Below are 21,728 nucleotides of genomic sequence, written 5' to 3' on the forward strand. Positions count from 1 at the left end.
CACGATAAATAAAAAACTCCTGAATCAAAAGATTCAGGAGTCATCAAATGGGCTTATGCTGATGTTTTTGTATCTTTATTCACGACTGTACCGTCTTTTAAGACAAGACGAGGCGGCTCACCATCAGCAACCGTTGCACCAGTAATGACACATTTCTCAATATCATCACGAGATGGAAGATCAAACATCACATCAAGCATGATGCCTTCAATGATGGAGCGAAGACCACGAGCTCCTGTTTTACGCTCAATTGCTTTTTTCGCAATTTCGCTAAGAGCATCTTCTTCAAACTCAAGCTCAACATCATCAAGCTCAAGCATTTTTGTATATTGCTTAACGAGCGCATTTTTAGGCTTCGTCAAGATTTCTACAAGTGCTTTTTCATCTAACGGCTCTAGGCTTGCAATAACCGGAAGACGACCGATGAATTCTGGGATTAAACCGAAGCGAAGTAAGTCTTCTGGCAGAACTTTTGATAGAAGGACTTCTTTTTCAAGATCTTCAATTTTATTTTCCGCACCGAATCCAATGACTTTTTGACCTAGGCGGCGTTTGATGATTTGCTCAATGCCGTCAAAGGCTCCACCACAAATGAAGAGGATATTTGTTGTATCAATTTGAATGAATTCTTGATGAGGATGCTTACGTCCACCTTGAGGCGGTACACTAGCGACTGTTCCTTCAAGAATTTTCAAAAGGGCTTGCTGTACACCTTCCCCAGATACATCACGAGTGATAGAAGGGTTTTCTGATTTTCTTGCTACTTTATCGATCTCATCGATGTAGATAATGCCTTTTTCAGCTTTTTCTACATCATAATCTGCTGCTTGAATCAGCTTTAGTAAAATATTCTCTACGTCTTCCCCAACGTAACCTGCTTCTGTTAAAGACGTCGCATCTGCAATCGCAAATGGAACATTTAAAATACGTGCAAGCGTTTGAGCAAGTAATGTTTTACCACTTCCTGTAGGTCCAATCATAGAAATGTTACTTTTCGAAAGCTCAACATCATCAATCTTACTGTTGGAATTAATCCGCTTGTAATGGTTATAAACCGCTACAGCTAAGGATTTCTTCGCATTCTCTTGTCCGATGACATATTCATCAAGAATTTCCCGGATTTCATGAGGTTTCGGAACATCCTTGAATTCAACTTCTTCCTCAGTACCGAGCTCTTCTTCAACTATTTCCGTGCAAAGCTCGATACATTCATCACATATATATACGCCAGGTCCTGCGACCAGTTTACGCACTTGATCTTGCGTTTTTCCGCAAAACGAGCATTTTAATTGACCTTTTTCCTCGTTGAATTTAAACATTCTTTCACCCCTTATTCTTCTTCACTTGCCTGTAGCTAACAGTCAGCTACCCTTCTGGGTCCAGTATGTATGCATTTTACCATACTTTCCTAAAAGACGGTAATGATGTGTTTGTAACACTGCACATTGAGATATGTATGACAGAAAGATGCGACTTACACTATCGTTTCCAAAAGAAGCGATGATAAGTCAAAAATTGTACAAAACAAGGCACGAGTCACTCGCGCCCTGTTTTATTATTATGCACCATATTAACGGTTTTCTACAAGAAAATCAATTGCTTTACGAACTTTTAAATCTTCTTTCATTGCTTCAGTAGAACCGATCGCTTGTTTGATATTTTCAACTGGCATGTTGTATGCTTCAGCCATTTTTGAAAGTTCTTCTTCCACTTCTTCATCAGACACTTGTAGGTCTTCTGCAGCAGCAATTGCTTCAAGAGTAAGATTAGATTTTACGCGTTTAGCAGCATCTTCTTTCATTTGCTCTTTTAGCGCATCTTCATCTTGTCCAGAGAACTGGAAGTAAAGCTCAAGGTTCATCCCTTGCATTTGAAGACGTTGTTCGAATTCTTTCATCATGCGGTCTAGCTCAGTGTCAACCATCGCTTGAGGAACGTCAACTTCCGCATTTTCAGAAGCTTTTGCTACTAACTCTTCACGAAGTTTGCCTTCTGCTTCGTTTTCTTTTGCTTCTTCAAGACGTTTCTTCGTTTTTTCAGTTAATTCAGCAATCGTTTCAACTTCTTCATCAACATCTTTAGCGAACTCATCGTCAAGTGCTGGAAGTTCTTTTGCTTTGATTTCATGAATTTTCACTTTGAATACAGCTGGTTTACCTGCAAGGTCTTCAGCATGATATTCTTCTGGGAATGTCACTTCAACGTCTTTTTCTGCCCCTGCTTCAAGACCAACCAATTGCTCTTCGAAACCAGGGATGAATGAACCAGAACCTACTTCAAGAGAGTAGTTCTCAGCTTTTCCGCCTTCGAATGCTTCTCCATCAACGAATCCTTCGAAATCTAGAACAACTGTATCGCCGTTTTCGATTGCGCCTTCTTCTTTGACAACAAGCTCAGCTTGACGGTTTTGCATAGCTTTTAACTCTTCTTGGACATCTTCATCAGATACAGATGTGTCGTCTTTTTCTACGTTAAGACCTTTGTAGTCACCAAGTTTTACTTCTGGCTTCACTGTTACTTTTGCAGTGAAGATTAAGCTTTCGCCTTTTTCGATTTTCTCAACATCGATTTCAGGGCGATCAACCGGCTCGATACCAGCTTCGTCGATTGCTTTCGGATATTCAACTGGAAGAAGAATATCTAGTGCATCTTGATAAAGAGATTCTACTCCAAAACGCTGCTCGAAAAGACCACGTGGTACTTTCCCTTTACGGAATCCAGGGATTGATACTTGCTTAACTACTTTCTTAAATGCATCATCAAGTGCTTTGTTAAATGTTTCAGCGTCAACTTCTACTGTTAAGACACCTTCGTTACCTTCTTGTTTTTCCCATTTTACTGACATGTGTGTTTCCCTCCAAAAATCTATTCAGATTGTGCGTTGTTACATTCTAAAGCATCATAAAGACTTCGTCCAATCAAAAACCACGCACTCCGCTAAAGAAGCGGTCTTATGTATACAACATTTGACTTGATTATACATAACGTCTTTCAACCGTTGGAATCTTACAACCGCACGATATATGCACAAATACAACCATTATATTATAACATAACAAGTCCGTCTTTCAACTAAATCGACAAATTACAAATAAGAAATTTCTTCAATATCTTTCAGCATTGTACAAGCTTCTCTCAGCTCTCGTTCGTTAAAATCATACAATAAATGCAATTCTTCGAGGTCAATCTCGATTCCATGCATTTCATAGCCGACTTTATGAAGTGCCGCAGCCCAAAGATTCGGATCCGTATATTTAGGAAGAAATGGATATAGCACAAATAAGTGCCGGCGCCATAACTCTTCAACTCCTTGGTAAAGGGTTGGGTTCTCATTGCCGAGTGTGTCATCGAGCTTTCGAAGGACTTGCTGAAGCAGTGGCATTTGCTCTGGCTTGACAGCCTCAGAAGGAACAAGCGTTAAAGAATCACCGAACTTCGTCACATGAACCGGCTTTGCCACATCATGATCTGACAGAAGTTGCAGGATCAATGATTTGACCAAAGGGTTTCCATCAGGCTTTTGTAGGATCGTATTTAATAGACCCATATGCGGCGTGATGTTTCGGTCTTTCAGCGAATGGATGAACTGCACCTGCTCTTCTGGCCGCTCGAGCATTTCATCTATATTGATTTCTCCGCTGCCTTCCTCGTCTTCGTCTAAAATCTCTTCTGGTGATTCAATCATCTTTCTGCTAAATTCAAGCAGCTTATAAAAATGCTCCGCGCTTTCTGCTGGAAGGTGATTTTCTTCAAGGACAGCCTCAATTGTTTGTTTGACTTCCTCGTACTCTTTCAGCTGAATTAAGATGGTCATATATACTTGAAGCACAGTGAAATAGTGGCCATATCCTTCATGTAGCATCTTTTCACAGACTCGCTTTGCATCCTGTAGCTCACCAAGCTCTAGAAAACAAATCGCCATACCGAGATGAATATCGGATTCTTCATCGTCATCATACGATTTCGCTTCTGAAAATAAGTGAAGCGCCTCTTGATACTGTTTATCTTTTAATGCTGCCATTCCTTTTTCAATCAGTCTTTCTTTCAGACCAGGAAACAAAATGACATTATCTTTCTTCTTGTCATGTTTCATGCTTACGTTCCTTTCGGGCGCATATTTTTTATCAGTTTACCAACGAAGGTTAGTAAACACAAGTAACGAGAGGTTTTCATGCAAAAAAGAAGCCGTCACACCACGGGGACGGCTTCTCGTTGTTTATGCACGCAGCCAGCTGCTACGTTTTTCTTCAAATGCTTGAATCTCATCTTCTAGTAACAATGTTAATGAAATCTCATCATAGCCATTCAGGAGCATTTCTCTCCAGTGTGGATCTACATCGAAAGGAGTAACATTCCCTTCATGGTCTTGAATCTGTTGTTTTTCCAGATCAACTGTCATTTCATATCCTTTGTTTTCATATGATGCAGCAAACGTTTTCCACACATCATAATCAAGGCGGATCGGAAGCATCCCGTTTTTAAAACAGTTTTGATGAAAAATATCGGCGAAAGATGGGGCAATGACAATTTTGAAACCATAATCATCAAGCGCCCAAGGCGCATGTTCCCTTGATGACCCGCAGCCAAAGTTTTCGCCTGCGATCAAAATAGAGGCTCCTTCATAAATCGGCTGATTGAGTTCAAAATCTGGATTCGGACTACCATCTGCTAAATATCGCCAGTCAAAAAAGGCAAATCGGCCATATCCTGTTCGTTCGATTCTTTTCAAAAACTGTTTCGGAATGATTTGATCTGTATCTACATTTATACGGTTAAGCACAGCGGCTTTTCCTTTATGAGTGACTAAAGGCTCCATCTATGACACAACTCCTTACACGACTGTTTTCTCTTGATTAAACTTCCTGACATCGACAAATCGGCCATGTATGGCAGCCATTGCAGCCATTGCCGGGCTGACAAGATGCGTTCTTGCACCCTTCCCTTGACGTCCCTCAAAGTTACGGTTTGATGTAGATGCACAGCGTTCACCTTCTGGCACCACATCGTTATTCATGCTGAGGCACATACTACAGCCAGATTCTCTCCATTCAAATCCTGCTTCTTGGAAAATTTCATGAAGACCTTCTTCTTCTGCTTGCAGTTTGACACTTTGTGAGCCGGGAACCACAATCGCTCTGACATGATCAGCTACTTTTTGTCCTTCAATCATAGAAGCGGCTTGGCGTAAATCAGTCATTCTTGAGTTCGTACATGAGCCAATAAACACATGCTCAATCGTAATATCTTCAATACGCTGATGCGGGTGAACCCCCATGTATTCATAAGCACGTTTTGCTTCTTTTTGGTCATCTTCTTGTGCAAAATCTTCAGGTCCTGGAATTGCTGCATCCACAGGGAGCACCATTCCTGGGTTAATTCCCCACGTGACCATTGGTGAAATATGATTTCCATCTAAAACAATGGTTTTATCATAGGTCGCACCCGGATCTGTTCTTAATTCTTTCCATTCTTTGATCGCTGCTTCGAAATCTTCACCCTGCGGTGCGTATTTGCGTCCGCGGCAATATTCAAAGGTCACTTCATCAGGTGCGATCAATCCTGCTCTTGCGCCTGCTTCAATTGACATATTACAAACGGTCATCCGCTCATCCATTGACATGTTTCTGAATACTTCCCCAGTGTATTCAATGACATAACCTGAACCGAACTTCACGCCATGTGCGCCAATGACTGCTAAAATGACATCTTTGGCTGTTACCCCTTTTTGAAGCGTTCCGTCTACTCTAATTTCTAGTGTCTTCGGACGCTGCTGCCAAAGTGTTTGTGTGGAAAGCACATGCTCAACCTCACTTGTGCCAATCCCAAAGGCAAGTGCACCAAATGCGCCATGAGTAGATGTATGACTATCTCCACACACGATTGTTTTCCCCGGAAGTGTTAAACCAAGCTCTGGTCCAACGACATGAACGATTCCTTGGTCTACACTGTGAAGGTCAGCTAGACGGACCCCGAATTCAGCACAGTTGCGCTCTAGAGCACTGACTTGCTTCTTCGCAATCTCATCTTTGATCACAAATCGATTCACAGTCGGAATGTTATGATCCATCGTCGCAAATGTGTTTTGTGGTCTTCGCACCTTGCGCCCTTTTTGTCTTAATCCTTCAAATGCTTGAGGTGACGTCACCTCATGCACCAAGTGCAGATCAATATATAAAAGGTCTGGTTTTCCCTCGCCATTTTTGACAACATGCTGATCCCATATTTTTTCGATGATTGTTCGAGGCATAACCCTTTTTCCTCCCTCTACCTAATTCAACAAGATTTCTATTTATACAATGGTTTTCGTTCGTTGTTTGAGTGCATCTACAACGGCTTTCGTGATATCATCAGTCGTTTCATACGTTCCCTCTTTTGATGCTAGGTCCTTTGTTCGTTTGCCAGAGGCAAGAACAGCTTCCACAGCTGCTTCAATTGCAGCCGCTTCTTCTTCTAAAGCAAAGGATGTTCTAAGCAAGCTGGCTGCTGACAATATAGTAGCCAGAGGGTTTGCGACATTTTGCCCCGCAATATCGGGTGCTGAACCATGAATCGGCTCATATAAATGAAGGCCGGTGCTTGATAAACTAGCAGATGGCAACATGCCGAGTGAGCCAGTAATCATAGATGCTTCGTCACTTAAAATGTCACCAAACATATTCTCTGTCACGATGACATCAAATTGAGCGGGCTTATAAATCAGCTGCATCGCGGCATTATCGACGAGCATGTGCTCATATGCGACATCTGGATATTGGGATGCAACTTCTTCTACCGCATCCCGCCATAGTTTACTCGAAGCGAGAACATTTGCTTTATCCACAGACGTTACTTTTTTCCGTCTCGTTAACGCCATGTCGAACGCTTCTTTTAATACACGAACAATTTCTTCCTTTGTATAAAGAAGTGTATCAACCGCAGCTTCTTTTCCTTCATCATCCGTGTAGCGCTCACTTGGTTCGCCAAAGTAGAGGCCTCCAGTTAATTCACGAACGATGACGAAATCTACTCCGTTAATGTGATCTTGTTTTAACGGTGAAGCCTCACTCAAGCTATCAAATACTTTGACAGGGCGGATGTTCGCAAATAAATCCAGCTGCTTGCGAATGGAGAGCAAGCCTTTTTCTGGGCGAAGTTCTGGCGGGTTTTGATCCCACTTTGGTCCGCCAACGGCTCCTAATAAAATCGCATCTGCGCTTTTGCACACTTCTACTGTTTCTTTAGGGAGCGGATTGTTTTTTTCATCTATCGCTATACCGCCAATGAGAGCTGTTTCGAATTCAAATTCGTGTTGAAATTGAGCCGCTGTCTCTTTCAGGACAGCGACGGCTGATGTGACGACTTCCGGTCCGATTCCATCGCCGGGCAAAAGTGCAATTTTCTTTTTCATGAGTCCCTTCCTCCTTTCTTATGAGATGGCGTGATGTTTCTCAATTTCTATTAGGTTTGATTTAAAGATTAAATGTCTATTCACTGCATTGACGTAAGCTTTAGCCGATGCTTCCAGCACATCTTGCGCTACACCGCGTCCTGCTGTTTCTTTTCCTTCTATTGAAACAGTGACATATACTTCCGCTAGTGCGTCTCTGCCTTTTCCATTGGATTGAATACGATAATCTAGCAAATGAATTCTTTCCTCCATACAGCGCTCAAGCGTGTTGTACACAGCTTCTACACTGCCTGCACCTGTAGCTGCTTCTTGAATGACTTCCTGCGTTTCTTGATTTTTAAGAGAGACTGTTGCTGTCGGCATTTGCTCTGTCCCATAATGAACTTGAAGACTTTCAAATTCATAGCCGATTTTACGGTCTGCTACTTTTTCTTCTAATATAATAGAGATTAAATCATCATCTGTGATTTCTTTCTTCTTCTCTGTTAAGTTCTTAAACGTTTCGAAGAACTTATTGATTTCTTCTTCAGTCAATTTAAAGCCGAGTGTTTTTAAGCGGTCTTTAAACGCGTGTCTTCCGGAGTGTTTACCAAGGACAAGCACATCTGTTGTGACGCCTACAAGCTCTGGAGAGATAATTTCATAGGTTGTTTTTTCTTTGAGGAATCCATCTTGGTGAATACCTGATTCATGGGCAAATGCATTGTTTCCAACGACTGCTTTATTACGCGGTACAATCATACCTGAGTATTTGCTCACTACATCACTTGTGCGCTTAATTTCATTCAACTGAATGGTTGATTCGACTTGGTAAAAGTCTTTGCGAATATGAAGGGCAACTGCAATTTCTTCTAAAGCAGCATTTCCTGCGCGCTCTCCAATACCGTTGACAGCTGTTTCAATTTGATCTGCTCCATTTTCAATGGCAGCAAGTGAGTTCGCTACAGCCATTCCTAAATCATCATGACAGTGTGCTGACAATATGACTTGATCGATATTTGGAACGTGTTCCTTCATATATTTAAAGATATTTCCGTACTCTTTTGGTGCTAGGTATCCAACAGTGTCAGGCAAGTTAATGACACTTGCGCCTGCGTCGATCACTTTTTCTACAATTTCTGCTAGGAAAGAAAGATCTGTCCGGCATGCATCTTCTGCTGACCACTGAACAACTGGGAAGCGCTCTTTCGCGTATTTCACCATTGAAACAGCTTGTTCAACCACTTCTTCACGTGTTTTCTTTAGCTTATGCTTGAGGTGAATGTCAGAAGTCGCAATAAAGACGTGTATTCTTGGTTGAGCTCCATCTTTTAATGCGTCCCATGCAGCATCAATGTCACCTTTCACACATCGTGCAAGTCCTGCAACTGAACAGTTCTTAATCGTTCTTGCAATTTCTTGTACGCCTAAGAAATCCCCTCGGGATGAAGCGGGAAAACCCGCTTCAATGATATTAACCCCAAGGCGCTCAAGCTGCTTAGCAATGATTAGCTTTTCTTGTGCATTTAAGTTCACTCCTGGTGATTGCTCTCCATCTCGAAGTGTTGTGTCAAAAAAATTAATTTTTCGCACCGACGCTCACCGCTTCCTTTTTCTTTCCTTGTTTAACGAAAGGCATCATTTCACGAAGCTTTCTTCCGACGATTTCAATTTGGTGCTCATTTTCATTTGCATTGATCGCATTGAAACGTGGACGATTCACTTGGTTTTCAACAATCCATTCTTTCGCGAATGTTCCGTTTTGGATGTCAGTCAAGACTGCTTTCATTGATTCTTTTACTTTTGCATCCACAACGCGTGGTCCTGATACGAAGTCACCCCACTGCGCTGTATCAGAGATGGAATATCTCATACCTTCTAATCCTTCTTCATACATAAGGTCAACGATCAATTTCAGTTCATGCAGACACTCGAAGTATGCAAGCTCCGGCTGATAACCAGCTTCTGTTAATGTTTCAAAACCTGCTTTTACTAATGAAGTAAGACCTCCACAAAGAACTGCCTGCTCACCGAATAGATCCGTTTCTGTTTCTTCTTTAAATGTTGTTTCAAGAACGCCCGCTCTTGCTCCGCCGATTGCTTTTGCATAAGCAAGTGCTTTGTCTTTCGCTTGACCTGATACATCTTGATAGATAGCAAATAGTGCAGGTACACCAGCGCCTTGCTCATATGTTCTTCTTACAAGATGTCCTGGACCTTTTGGAGCCACAAGATACACATCTACGTCACTTGGCGGAACAATTTGATGGAAGTGAACGTTGAATCCGTGTGCGAATACAAGTGAATTCCCTGCTTCTAATTGATCTTTGATTTCTTCATCATATACTTTCTTTTGCTGCTCATCTGGAAGTAATACCATGACGACATCTGCTTGGGCTGCTGCTTCTTTTACTGTGAATACTTGATGACCGTCTTCTTGTGCTTTTGTATAAGATCCGCCTTTTCTTACGCCGACAATGACATCTACGCCGCTCTCTTTTAAGTTCAATGCATGTGCATGACCTTGTGATCCGTAACCAATGATAGCTACCTTTTGACCGTTTAATACGTTTTCTTGAATATCACCGTTATAATATACTTTTACCATTTGACTCTCTCCTTTTGTTTAGACAATTGAAATTGTTTTATTTGTTTGCGGCTTTTGCTGATTATCTCTCGCAAAGGCCGTGGTGCCAGTTCTGGCGACTTCTTTAATGCCGTATGGCTTAAGTAATTCAATGAGTGCTTCAATTTTTGAAGACTCACCTGTCACCTGAATGACGACACTTTCTCTGCTCACATCTACAATAGAAGCCCTAAAAGGTTCAATGACCCCCGTGATCTCCATTCTAGATGCTGGTGCAGATACGACTTTTATCAAAGCCAGCTCTCGCTGAACGATTGATTGGTTTGTAATATCCGTTACTTTGAGGACATCGATTTGTTTGTTCAGCTGTTTTGTCAGCTGTTCGATGTCTTTCTCCTGGTCTACATGGACGACGAACGTGATGCGTGATACATCTTGAATCTCAGAATGGCCGACCGTAATGCTTTCAATGTTGTAGTGTCTTTTGGTAAAAAGGCCTGTGATTCTGTTCAGTACGCCTGATCGATTTAATACAGTCAACACAATAATTCTTTTCAAGGTTTCACCCCCACCATCTCATGAAGTCCTTTCCCCGGTGCTACCATCGGGAATACTTTCTCATCTCTCGCTACATTGACATCGATGAAAACAGGCTCTCTAGACGTTAATGCTTCTTCTAGCTTTTCTTGCGCCTCTTCGTCTGATGAGATTCTGATCCCTTTAATGCCATAAGCTTCAGATAATTTCACGAAGTCTGGCTGCTCTGAAAATTTAGAATGCGAGTAGCGTTCTTCGTAAAAAATTTCTTGCCATTGTCTTACCATTCCAAGACTGTGATTATTGAGAACAATCACTTTCACTGGAAGGTTCAGCTCACGGATAACGGCAAGTTCTTGCAGGGTCATTTGGAAACCTCCGTCTCCTAAAATCGCTACAACCGTTGCCTCTTGATCAGCTAGCTGCGCGCCAATCGCTGCCGGTAAACCAAATCCCATTGTGCCAAGCCCACCAGATGTCACCCATTTATCGGCATTTTCGAATGGATAGAACTGTGCAGCCCACATTTGGTGCTGTCCGACATCAGTTGCGACAATGGCTTCACCTTTTGTGAATTGATGAATGTATTCAATCAGCTTTTGAGGTTTAAAACCTTCAGCTTCGTTTTCAACGTACCAGAGTGGATATTCTTCCTTCCACTGATTTAGCTGGCTCTTCCACTCGTCTGATTGACCTTGTTTCCCGTCCTGCTTGATCAGTTCTTGAAGCACTAGCTTACTGTCACCAACAACTGGGATATGGGTGTGAATGTTTTTACCAATTTCGGCTGGGTCGATGTCAATATGAGCCACCTTCGCTTGCTTTGCAAAATGATTGAGGTTGCCGGTTACCCTGTCATCAAATCTCGCTCCGATTGAAATGAGTAAGTCACATTGATGAAGTGCCATGTTCGCTGCATATGTGCCGTGCATACCCGCCATTCCTAGGAAAAGAGGATGCTTTGCTGGGAATCCACCAAGCCCAAGCAATGTATGAGCGACAGGGATTTGCTGCTGCTCTACATATTGTCTTAATTCTTCCGACGCTTTGCCGTGAAGAACGCCAGCTCCTGCAAGAATAACTGGTTTCTTTGCTCTGCTTACAGCTTCTACTAACTTGCGAATTTGCAAATAATTCGGCTCAATTTTCGGCTGATAACCTGGCAAATCGATTGGCTGATCGTATTCAAATGTCCCTTCAATGCCAGCGACATCTTTTGGAATATCAATCAAGACTGGACCAGGTCTGCCGGTTGTTGCGATGTGAAATGCCTCTTTAATGACACCTGGTAACTCTTCTGGGCGTCTCACTTGATAGCTGTGTTTTGTGATTGGCATTGTGATACCAAGTACATCTGCTTCTTGGAAAGCATCTGATCCAATGACTGAGGTTGCCACCTGTCCAGTGAAGATAACCATAGGTAGTGAATCAATCATCGCATCCGCAATTCCTGTGACTAGGTTTGTTGCCCCCGGTCCTGATGTGGCAATAACAACGCCTGGTTTACCAGATACTCTTGCGTATCCCTCCGCTGCGTGAATCGCTCCTTGCTCATGTCTTGGTAGGACATGAAATAAACCAGAATCGTAAATTTTATCGTAGATCGGTAAAACAGCTCCGCCAGGATAACCAAAAATGACTTCTACTTTTTCTCTTTTGAGTGCTTCAATTAACATGAGTGCACCGTTCATCGTTTGTGGTGCATTTGATTTTTCCGTCTCCATTTGTACATTTGTCCCCATTTGATTTCCTCCTCTTTGTCTTGCTTCAGTCAAGTCCTTTCACCCTTTTCCATTCAAGATAGAGATATGAGACCATATAAAAAAGCCTTCTCACCCCACAATGACACTACTTTTCACTAGGTCAAAGGGGCGAAAAAGCTTTGTTTTTCGCGGTACCACCCTTGTTCACGGCAAATCATGCTGCCGTCTCATGGACATCTTTCATCCATTTTGGTAACGAGTGATGCAATGTCACTCGGTCTGCCCTACTATCATTTCAGGCAGACACTCAGAGGTGAGTTCACTTTAGAAAGTAACACCGGTTTCCAGCTAGCACCGGCTCTCTGTAGATACTGACTCTAAAGCTACTAGTCCTCTTCAACGTTTATCGATATCTATTTAGCTTGCGTGAATGTTTTCATCGGTAAAGACTACTTTTTCTCCTTCTTCAACGACTCGCTTGCGGAATTGTTCAAGAAGTTTGTTTGTGTGGAACCCTGGTTTTCCTTCGCCAATGATACGGCCGTCAACTTTTACAACAGCGATGACTTCGGCAGCGGTTCCTGTCAGGAAGACTTCTTCAGCTGTATACACATCATGTCTTGTGAAAGGTTCTTCTTTCACTTCGTAGCCTAAGTCTTCTGCGATTTCCATGATGGCATTTCTTGTGATGCCTTCAAGAGCGCCGATATAACCTGGCGGTGTATAGAGCTTACCTTTTTTATAAATAAACACATTGTCTGCAGAACCTTCTGCCACGTACCCTTGATCGTTCAGCATCAGCGCTTCACTCACACCGGCCATATGGGCTTCGATTCGGACAAGGATGTTATTCAAATAGTTTAATGATTTCACTTTTGGACTTAGTACGTCAGGACGATTTCGCCTCGTTGGTACTGTCACAATATCAATACCTGTTTCATATAGGTGCTTTGGAAAGATGGCCAGCGGCTCTACAATGATCACTGTGTTGGCTCTCCCACAGTTGTTTGGATCTAAGCCAAGATCACCGGCTCCTCTTGAGACAACAAGGCGGATATAGGCATCTTTTAGGCCGTTCCTTTCAACTGTATGAATCATTTTTTCAGTGAGCTCCTCAAGTGAATATGGAATGTTCAGCATAATGGATCTAGCGGAATCATACAGGCGGTCTAAATGTTCTTTCATTCGAAAGATATTTCCGTTATATACACGTATTCCTTCGAACACACCGTCACCATATAAGAAGCCATGATCATAAACTGAAATTTTCGCATCCTCTTTTTTCACGAGTTCATCGTTTAAAAAGATCCACTGTTCCTTTTGGTCTTCCATCTTCAGTGAGCACCCTCTCTTTCAAACAAAAAGTAGTTGAATTTTCAGACACTTTATATTGAAGTGTCTCACGCTTACTCTGCGTGTCTGTTTGCTTTTGTTGAACCCATCTTACGCCGCTTTCCATACAGTGTCAACAGCATTTTTAAAATTATTAGACAATTTAGACTAATCAAAATAAAATGTATACGCTTACACCTTTGCTAGACAAGGAATGAAAAAACTTAAAATTTTTTGTATTTTTTCTTCAATTTATTTACTCTACATGAACGGTTTTCTTTTGAACAAGCTTTTGTAATATTTTTTCACACGGTTTTTGAAGAATATTGTGAGATTTCATTGCGTTTGTTTTTTTCTTCAGCATGCCTTTCTAAAGCGTTTTCCTATAAATTTATGATAGAATGAGAGCATCTAATAGAAGGAGGGCAATACATGGCTAACATCAGAGGTTATATCGGAACGTATACAAAAGGTGACAGCAAAGGAATCTATTCTTTTACTTTAAATACGGACAATCAGCAGATTGAACAAGTAGAAGTGGCTGCAGAACTTGAAAATCCTACATATTTAACTGTCTCAGATTCTCAAAAGTTTGTGTATGCTGTTGTGAAAGAAGGAGCACAGGGCGGTCTTGCTGCGTATCAAATTGATGCCGACACCGGCGCACTTCGTTTCATCAACCAAGAGCTTGCCGATGGGGCTTCTCCTTGTCACGTCAGCGTGGACAGCCAAACGAAAACGGCGTTTACGGCAAACTATCATAAAGGAACAGCAGAGATGTACGAAATTGATGCTGAAAACGGCTCAGTGATCCGCACGCTGTCACAGGCGCAGCATGAAGGCACTGGACCAAACGAAGACCGTCAAGAAAAACCGCACACTCACTTTATGGGTTTGACACCTGATGAACAATTTGCAGTAGCTGTTGACCTTGGCACAGACGGAATTTATACGTATAAGAAAGAAAACGGCAAACTTGAGCTTGCCCATACATTTGAAACAAAACCAGGCAGCGGCCCTCGTCATATCACATTCCACCCAACGAAACCTGTGGCCTATGTCATGACAGAGCTCAGCTCAGAGGTCATTGTACTTCGTTACTTTGAAGATGGTCATTTCGAAGAGATCCAAACGATCGCAACCATTCCTAATGACTTCACAGAGAATAATCAAGGCAGCGCCATTCATGTGTCTTCTGACGGTCACTTTGTGTATGCAGGAAATCGTGGACATGACAGCATTGCCATTTTCAAAGCAGATCATGATGGCAAACTAAGCCTTGTCGACATTGCTTCATCTGAAGGAAATTGGCCTAGAGACTTTGTCCTTGATCCAACAGAAGAATTTCTCGTCGGCTCAAACCAAGAATCTAGCAACCTTGTGTTATACAAACGTGACAAAGAAACGGGACGACTCACTGTCTTACAATCAGACATCACCGTTCCGCATCCGGTTTGTGTGAAATTTTTAGGATAATGAAAAAAGCCTCCGTTTAGGAGGCATTAGATTGTTGACAAAGGGCTAAAATGAACTTTATTTTAGCCCTTTGTCTTTTTTTCAGCGTAGTTGAAAACCCTTGAAGTCTAGGAAGAACGAGCACCGGAGCGGAGCGAATTTGACATTCGTAAGCACCGAAGCGCAGGACTGACAAAGAATGCGAGGGTTTGTCTACACGCTGAAGCCTCCGTTTAGGAGCCTTTTCTTTAAGCAGACGGCATACCGCCATCTTCAAGCTTTTGATCAATGAAAGACGTATCGCTTTTTTCACCGAACCATTTTCCCAGCCTGTCTTTTGCTTTTCCTTTGACATCGTCATCAATGTACATTGCGACTTGAAGCAGAGCAAATGTGATGGCGCCTAGATCATCTGTGTAGCCGATCCCCACCAATGTATCAGGGATTAGGTCAATCGGAAGGATAAAATACCCTAGCGCCCCAATGATGAGGGTCTTCGCTTTAACCGGTACTTCGGGTTTTTGCAATGTATAATAAAGTAATAACACAGCATAGACAAGAGAAACTCCAGCTTTTTGTGCCGTCTTTTTTAACTTTTCCCAAAAGGCATGATCATTAAAATGCTTCTTTGAACGCTTTAATAGTTCTTTTTTCTCAGAACGATTCATCGTATCGCCTCCATATTCAGCATAGCCCTTCCACCTTATTTATACAAGAAATCCACTCATTCGACAAACAAAAAGCAGCAGAAAGCTGCTGCAATCTACTGCTCTTTGTAAAACTTTTCGATCGCCTTATCGATGTATACCCATCCTTTATACGACACATGAATCGTATCCTTAAAGAAATATGGGTCATACTCATGCGAAGTCAAATCTGCGACTTCATACCCATTATCTCGAATTTGACGATTGATTTTTTGATAATAATCTGTACGTCCCTCTTTCGGAAAACCAGTGTAATCATACCATTTTCCGTTGACAGGAATCGTCACGAATAAAGGCTTCGCCCCTGCCTGTTTTAAAATATCCAGCATGATCTGGAAATCTTTATATTCAGGTGATGCTGCATAAGAATTGTCACGACGAGAATCCTTCATCTTTTTCATGATCGGCTTCAGCTTACGATCAAACAGTCTCTGATCAATATAAAACGGGTTGTCCCCTGCTTTTTCGGATCCTAAGACGCTCGCTTCTTTTTCAAGCTCAGTCCATGTTTTCCCTTTCACTGAAGGAGACGGACGATGCTTGCGCTCATGCCCAGACCCGATCGTATAGTACATGTCTTTCTTTTGAAGCATGCCATAATACATTTTTGCAATAGGAGAAATCGCGCCATAAGCGAATTTGTTCCCAGAAAGCTCTGCTTTAAAAAGCTCTGTGATGACCATGTCGTTCTTTACTGCCTTAAACTTCATGATTCTTTTGATGAGCTTTTTTTTCACAGCTGGATCAATTTCTTTATTATAAGCAAGATCAAGCGCCTGAAGCGCTGAATAGTTAGGAGCAAAGTGATTCTCGTCTGATCCCCCTTTGACAAACCACTGCGGGGACACGATAAACACAAGCTTTTTCCCTTTTAATTCATCCATATGCGCTGCAAAGTTCATGGCATGAATTAATGATTGCGATCCACCTTTTCCAACAAGATAAGGTGTAAACCCTTGAGGATTTTCATGAAAGAAATTCGAAGGGTGATATGGATCAAAACGTGATAGTTCAGAAGATCCATAGATCGGCAAATAAGTTGGATCTTTTAGCATTTCATCTTGTAAATAAAGCCCTTGGAACATCCCTGGATCTAATTCTGTGGCTGACTTTTGTAATTTGTCTTTTGGGATCAGATGTGAGAGCCATGCATTTGGTACAAGAAGAACACCAATGAATAGAACAGCCGCTAAAATAAGCGGCCCAAAAAAACGCTTTTTCATTACTTCATCTCTGCCAGCTGCTCAGCAATGTGATTCGGTGTATCCCACACATCACGATCAAACTCTGTAATCGGAACCATAATTCCTAGCTGACTTTCAATTGCCATGAGCAATTCAACTGTACCAAATGAATCAAGAAGACCTTCTTCAAAAATCGCAATCTCTGGATTTTCTTTCACAACGTCGTCCTGACAAACCTCTGCAATAATACCGTATACTTGATTTTTAAATTCCATAATTCTCTACTCCCTTAATCATTAATGATGAAATGGTTTTCCTGAAAAAATATAAAATCCGAAGCAAATCACATGGAATGTAATAATGATCGACACTACCATTGTGACCTTATTATCCGGCCACCACTTGTGCTTTTTATTCCACTTCTCAAATAAATTGTAACCGGACATCACAACTGCATGGTATAGTCCGTAAATAATGTATTGAAGGGCGAGACCATGCCAAGCACCCATCAATAGAAAGAGGACAAAGTACCCAATATTTGATACAGCCATTCGGTTCTTGATCCACTTCTTCTTTGTCATAAAGAACACAAATCTCATAAACACATAATCTCTGAACCAGAAGGATAGCGACATGTGCCAGCGATTCCAGAAGTCTTTAATATTCCGGCTGATAAACGGTTTATTAAAGTTTTCTGGTGATTTAATACCCATGATATAACTCACACCTACAGCAAATGCTGTATATCCAGCAAAGTCAAAGAACAAATACATACTGTACGCATACATATACGTTAACTGTTGAACAAAGTGACTGCTACTAATGTGATGAATATTCATGAGAATATATGTGTGAATGAGATAACCAATAATGAACTTATATAAGAACCCGATAAAAATTTTATGAATTCCGGCATATAAAAGATCACTGTAAGCTTCCTTTTCAGGCGGTGTATCCATATCCTTTTCAAACCGGCGGTAACGATCAATTGGACCGGATGAAATCGTCGGGAAAAAGACAATGAAATAAACCAAACGGTGAATCGGGATTTTCTTTTTAATCAAGCCGTCTCTTGTCTCGATAATTAACTGAACACCTTTAAATGTTAAGTACGAGATCCCCAAAAAGCTCAGCCAGTTCATTGGCGGCGGTTGATGCGGCTGATGAGTTAAAAAGAACGGTAAAACCTTTGATAGTACAAGCGGCAAAATCGATGCCACCACTGCCATATAGAAGACAGACGCACGGTTCGCCTTCAGCCGGTACGCAAGGTATAGGCGAATGATAAAGACTTGCCACACTGTAAACAAGAACAGCAACAAAGCGCCATGTGCATCCTTTGAGAAAATAAGCGCGAGTGCCACAACCGTTGCAAACATGTTGTAGCCCTGCATTCTTTTGCCGCGAAGACCAAGAATCATCGTCGGCAGAAGAAGAATACCAATTAATATGAAGAAAAAGAATGAACTAAACGGAATCATAGAAGAACCTCTTTCGCGATTCTTTTACGGTCAACCTTCCCGTTTGGCGTCATGTACAGCTGCTCCAGATAGACAAACTTTCTTGGAATCATGTACGCAGGAAGTGAATCCGCCATTTCTTTCTTAATCGCACTTGTCAGCTGATATTCTTTTTCAAAGGAATGCTCAGTTGGGACAATTGCTGCAATTAAGTACTCCACATGCCCGTTTGGCTGGAATGGCACAATCACACAAGCATTGACATACGTTGTCTCGCTTACATGATATTCAATTTCTTCAAGCTCCATCCGGTATCCATGTAGCTTAATTTGATAGTCCAGACGACCGTGGCACGTAATCAAACCATCCTGCGCCACACCTGCGTCACCTGTGCGGTAAGCAGGGCGTCCTTCGTATTCAAAGAACACTTTATCCGTTAAGGCTTGTTCACCTAAGTAGCCTCTCGTGACACTTGGCCCCACGATGACAATTTCCCCTTTTTCCCCATCAGGGAGTGTCTTGCCTTCTTCATCTAAAATGACGATATCTGTATCCGGTTTGGCATAACCCACTGGTAAAGAATCGTGCTGATCAAGAATCTCCTGCGTGACTTCAATCGATGTAATCGCAACAGTTGCTTCAGTCGGACCATACGTATTAAAGACCTGCGCCTTAGGAAAACGCTCAAGAAGCGCACTTGCTACAGAGACAGGAAGTGCCTCTCCGCAGAACAAGAAAACTTTCAACTCTGGTAAAAGCTCCCCTGTAAAGGAAGGATCCATTAAGCACATTTGCACAAAAGAAGGTGTTGATGTCCACACTTCAACGTCAGATTGACCAAGTGCTGCAAACATATCCTTCGGCTTATTCACAAGATCTTTCACTAAACAGTACAGCGTGCCGCCTGATTGAAGCGCTGGATACAAATCCATCACTGATAAGTCAAAAGAAAATGGTGCTTGATTTAAGAACGTGCGCCCCTCACCAATTGGGAAATCGCGGCACATCCATCCTGTAAAGCTTTCTAAATTGCTGGCTGTTACCTGAACGCCTTTCGGTTTCCCGGTACTGCCAGACGTATAAATAATGTAGAAAACATCATCTTGTTGAACCCACTGCGTGGATGGAGGTGCTTCTTTTTCAAGCGATAACAGCGATGCCGCACTCTTCACTTCAATGTGTTCTTCTACATCTAATACATTCTGCTCATTTGCACATATCAATAGACTGGCTTTTGAGCTTTCAATGATTGAGACGATGCGCTCGATAGGTATTGAGATGTCGACCGGAATATAAGGTCTGCCTGATTTCACACTGCCTAAGAAAGAAATCAGCATCTCTGGCTCCATATGACCGTATACAATGACAGGTGCACTGTCAGTTGCGACTGCATCGATCGCACCAGCCATTTGGTCTGATAGACGCCAAAGCTCATCATATGTGATCGAAGCATGTTGAGAAACAAATGCTGGCTGTGTCGGTTTCGTTTGTTGGTATTCATGAATCGTGTGTAATAGTTTCATAGTTTAATCTCCAATTAAAAATCGTTGTAAATGAATGATCCCGTATTTGCTGTATGGAATCCGTAAATAAAGAACAATAATAGCAAAATAAGTAAGTAAAAGCTTGTATATCCTATCCATTTTACAGACTTATTTTCTGATAGCTTTTTGAATAGCATATTGATAACCTCTTTTCTTTTGACACTTATAAAGACGCATGGATCATCAAAAGAGTTTCATATCAAAACATAAAAATTTTAAGAATTGATGAAAAAAAGATGTCCAAAGTATGAACGTGTCTTCGGGCAAAGCTGTCTTATTGTAACAAAGATTTAATGTAATTGAAATGAAATGGAAGCTTAAATTTGCCTTAAAATTGGTGAAAACTGTCGAACAAACGCAAAAGCCACCTAGTTTGACTAGATGACTTTGATATCAATTACTTCTTATATTTATTGACCTCGAACATGAGAATGTTGTTGAATACCACATAGTCCTTTTTACTTTCAAAAGGACCTTTGTTGTTGTCATGCTCGTCAATTTCATAAAACCCAGGACCTTCGCCGGCATCACGTTTTTTGTACCAGGATAGGAAGGCGTTGACTTCTTTCATGGAGAGGTCATACTCTTTCTGTAAGCCATTGACCATTGTGATGATGAGAAGGGCATCGCCGTCTTCATCTGTTGCATCATCGTCTTTAGGCGGTGTGGTTGGTTCTGGGTCTTTGTCGCCCGGGGTTTCGGTTTCAGTGTTTTTAAGACTCTTTAATGAGACAGATAAATTAGATTTGAAATTTGCTCTAGCGTTAGTAGGGGCACTTGAACTTTGTTCAACTCCTCCAATTACATAGAGTGTATCATCAACAAGTGCGGATACGTGTCCCATTCGATAAGGTGCAGAAGTGTTAGGTATAGTTTTTGATGTCTTATTTTCTAAATCATAGAGTGTAACTCTAGAAACTCCACCCGTTCTTATAATATAATCTTCATACATGACTGCAGAATAATAGGGTGCAATAGCTCCACTACTAACTCCTCTCCATTGATCTACTATAGGATCATATTCATAAATTCCTTTCACTAAGACCTCTGATCCAGATAAAATGTAAAGCTTATTCTTCACAACCACTGCATTTCCCGAAGTAGCTTCAAAATTAAATTTTTTCTTTTTGGTCCATTCTTTTGTTTTCAAATCATAACTAAAGGTATTGTTGTACCTATCTGCCTTTAATGCACTATCGTATCCAACTACATAGATCTTCCCATCAATGGCACCTGCATATAAATTGTAAGCAGATACCTTTCTTTCAAACGGGAGCTCTACTGAATCTTCCCAAGTATCCATTTTGATATTATAAACTTCTACGCTATTTGTTAATCCTTGTTCTGTTCTCCCCCCCATTACATATATACGATCATCAACAATTACACTGGCAGCACCCATGCGGCCTGTCTTCATACCAGCTTTTTCTGACCATTTATCTAACTTCGGATCATATACATAAGTAGTATTAGAATATGCCTTACTGGGACCTGTTCCACCTATTACATAGATTTTCCCATCATATACTTCACTTACAGCTCCTACTCTTGCATCTGGAAGCTCTTCTCGTTTTTCCCATTCAAGCGTTTCTGCTTTTATTGATTGTAATGGATAACTTAATGCAGAAAATAATAAAATGAAAATAAAAAGCCATTTTTTCAATATAACCACACTCCTTCAATTTGTTTACACAACAAATATCGGATAGTTATTTATTTTTTTCATATTTTTGTTACTTTTATATATATTTATTACTTATTTACTTACTGTCTCCCCAATACGCCTGTAAATTTCTAAAATCAGACTTCCGCATTAGAATCAATTCATATTTTTGTATTCCTCCATCAAAAAA

Annotated in this window: 19 protein-coding genes and 1 other annotated feature; of the genes, 1 reads left to right on the plus strand and 18 read right to left on the minus strand. The window is 41.4% G+C overall.

Annotation, left to right across the window (positions count from 1 at the left end; all coding sequences use genetic code 11):
• Window positions 1-53: 53 nt before the first annotated feature.
• The 11 genes from clpX to ilvE form a co-directional block, all read right to left on the minus strand.
• The gene (gene clpX / locus NST73_RS12995; RefSeq protein WP_007501568.1) at window positions 54-1,319 is read right to left on the minus strand and encodes an ATP-dependent protease ATP-binding subunit ClpX; all 1,266 of its coding nucleotides are present in this window, start codon (window positions 1,317-1,319) and stop codon (window positions 54-56) included.
• Window positions 1,320-1,570: 251 nt separating this feature from the next.
• Window positions 1,571-2,845 (minus strand): trigger factor, encoded by a 1,275-nt coding sequence (tig, locus tag NST73_RS13000; protein WP_017358146.1) that lies wholly within the window; start codon window positions 2,843-2,845, stop codon window positions 1,571-1,573.
• A gap of 240 nt (window positions 2,846-3,085) precedes the next feature.
• Window positions 3,086-4,093, minus strand: coding sequence for a DNA damage checkpoint antagonist DdcA (ddcA, locus tag NST73_RS13005; protein ID WP_008342841.1), 1,008 nt, complete (start codon window positions 4,091-4,093; stop codon window positions 3,086-3,088).
• Window positions 4,094-4,216: 123 nt separating this feature from the next.
• Complete coding sequence (leuD, locus tag NST73_RS13010) at window positions 4,217-4,816, minus strand: 3-isopropylmalate dehydratase small subunit (RefSeq protein WP_008342843.1); 600 nt, start codon at window positions 4,814-4,816, stop codon at window positions 4,217-4,219.
• 15 nt (window positions 4,817-4,831) lie between these two features.
• On the minus strand, window positions 4,832-6,247 hold the full coding sequence (gene leuC, locus NST73_RS13015; protein WP_342499132.1) for a 3-isopropylmalate dehydratase large subunit: 1,416 nt from the start codon (window positions 6,245-6,247) through the stop codon (window positions 4,832-4,834).
• 42 nt (window positions 6,248-6,289) lie between these two features.
• Window positions 6,290-7,387 carry a 3-isopropylmalate dehydrogenase gene (gene leuB / locus NST73_RS13020; protein ID WP_285526616.1) on the minus strand — a complete coding sequence of 366 codons (1,098 nt, stop codon included), beginning with the start codon at window positions 7,385-7,387 and terminating at the stop codon, window positions 6,290-6,292.
• Window positions 7,388-7,405: 18 nt separating this feature from the next.
• Entirely contained in the window at window positions 7,406-8,959 is a 1,554-nt protein-coding gene (locus NST73_RS13025) for a 2-isopropylmalate synthase (protein WP_008342850.1), read from the minus strand.
• Complete coding sequence (ilvC, locus tag NST73_RS13030; RefSeq protein ID WP_007501581.1) at window positions 8,946-9,974, minus strand: ketol-acid reductoisomerase; 1,029 nt, start codon at window positions 9,972-9,974, stop codon at window positions 8,946-8,948. The genes NST73_RS13025 and ilvC overlap by 14 nt, the downstream gene beginning before the upstream one ends.
• 18 nt (window positions 9,975-9,992) lie before the next feature.
• Window positions 9,993-10,511, minus strand: a complete 519-nt coding sequence (gene ilvN / locus NST73_RS13035; RefSeq protein ID WP_007501584.1) for an acetolactate synthase small subunit — start codon at window positions 10,509-10,511, stop codon at window positions 9,993-9,995.
• A complete protein-coding gene (gene ilvB / locus NST73_RS13040) occupies window positions 10,508-12,232 on the minus strand; it encodes an acetolactate synthase large subunit (RefSeq protein ID WP_326242526.1) in 1,725 nt (574 codons plus the stop codon). The genes ilvN and ilvB overlap by 4 nt, the downstream gene beginning before the upstream one ends.
• Window positions 12,233-12,354: 122 nt before the next feature.
• Window positions 12,355-12,602 (minus strand) — a binding site (T-box leader).
• 8 nt (window positions 12,603-12,610) lie between these two features.
• Entirely contained in the window at window positions 12,611-13,525 is a 915-nt protein-coding gene (ilvE, locus tag NST73_RS13045) for a branched-chain-amino-acid transaminase (RefSeq protein ID WP_008342856.1), read from the minus strand.
• Between the two features lie 432 nt (window positions 13,526-13,957).
• Here ilvE and NST73_RS13050 point away from each other — a divergent pair, with 432 nt between their 5' ends.
• Window positions 13,958-15,001, plus strand: coding sequence for a lactonase family protein (locus tag NST73_RS13050; RefSeq protein WP_342499133.1), 1,044 nt, complete (start codon window positions 13,958-13,960; stop codon window positions 14,999-15,001).
• Between the two features lie 227 nt (window positions 15,002-15,228).
• Here NST73_RS13050 and NST73_RS13055 read toward each other — a convergent pair whose 3' ends face one another.
• The 7 genes from NST73_RS13055 to NST73_RS13085 form a co-directional block, all read right to left on the minus strand.
• On the minus strand, window positions 15,229-15,648 hold the full coding sequence (locus NST73_RS13055; protein WP_008342863.1) for a YkvA family protein: 420 nt from the start codon (window positions 15,646-15,648) through the stop codon (window positions 15,229-15,231).
• A 95-nt stretch (window positions 15,649-15,743) separates the two neighbouring features.
• The gene (dltD, locus tag NST73_RS13060) at window positions 15,744-16,910 is read right to left on the minus strand and encodes a D-alanyl-lipoteichoic acid biosynthesis protein DltD (protein ID WP_144679859.1); all 1,167 of its coding nucleotides are present in this window, start codon (window positions 16,908-16,910) and stop codon (window positions 15,744-15,746) included.
• Window positions 16,910-17,146 carry a D-alanine--poly(phosphoribitol) ligase subunit 2 gene (gene dltC / locus NST73_RS13065; protein ID WP_017367737.1) on the minus strand — a complete coding sequence of 79 codons (237 nt, stop codon included), beginning with the start codon at window positions 17,144-17,146 and terminating at the stop codon, window positions 16,910-16,912. Before dltC ends, dltD begins: the two co-directional genes overlap by 1 nt.
• Window positions 17,147-17,167: 21 nt before the next feature.
• Window positions 17,168-18,352, minus strand: a complete 1,185-nt coding sequence (gene dltB, locus NST73_RS13070; protein ID WP_342499134.1) for a D-alanyl-lipoteichoic acid biosynthesis protein DltB — start codon at window positions 18,350-18,352, stop codon at window positions 17,168-17,170.
• The gene (gene dltA / locus NST73_RS13075) at window positions 18,349-19,854 is read right to left on the minus strand and encodes a D-alanine--poly(phosphoribitol) ligase subunit DltA (RefSeq protein ID WP_160757479.1); all 1,506 of its coding nucleotides are present in this window, start codon (window positions 19,852-19,854) and stop codon (window positions 18,349-18,351) included. The genes dltB and dltA overlap by 4 nt, the downstream gene beginning before the upstream one ends.
• A 14-nt stretch (window positions 19,855-19,868) precedes the next feature.
• The gene (locus NST73_RS13080) at window positions 19,869-20,018 is read right to left on the minus strand and encodes a teichoic acid D-Ala incorporation-associated protein DltX (RefSeq protein ID WP_024427820.1); all 150 of its coding nucleotides are present in this window, start codon (window positions 20,016-20,018) and stop codon (window positions 19,869-19,871) included.
• Window positions 20,019-20,272: 254 nt separating this feature from the next.
• Window positions 20,273-21,538, minus strand: coding sequence for a kelch repeat-containing protein (locus NST73_RS13085; protein ID WP_274660653.1), 1,266 nt, complete (start codon window positions 21,536-21,538; stop codon window positions 20,273-20,275).
• Between the last annotated feature and the right edge of the window lie 190 nt (window positions 21,539-21,728).

Source organism: Bacillus sp. FSL W7-1034 (genome assembly GCF_038593365.1).
Classification (GTDB): domain Bacteria; phylum Bacillota; class Bacilli; order Bacillales; family Bacillaceae; genus Bacillus; species Bacillus altitudinis.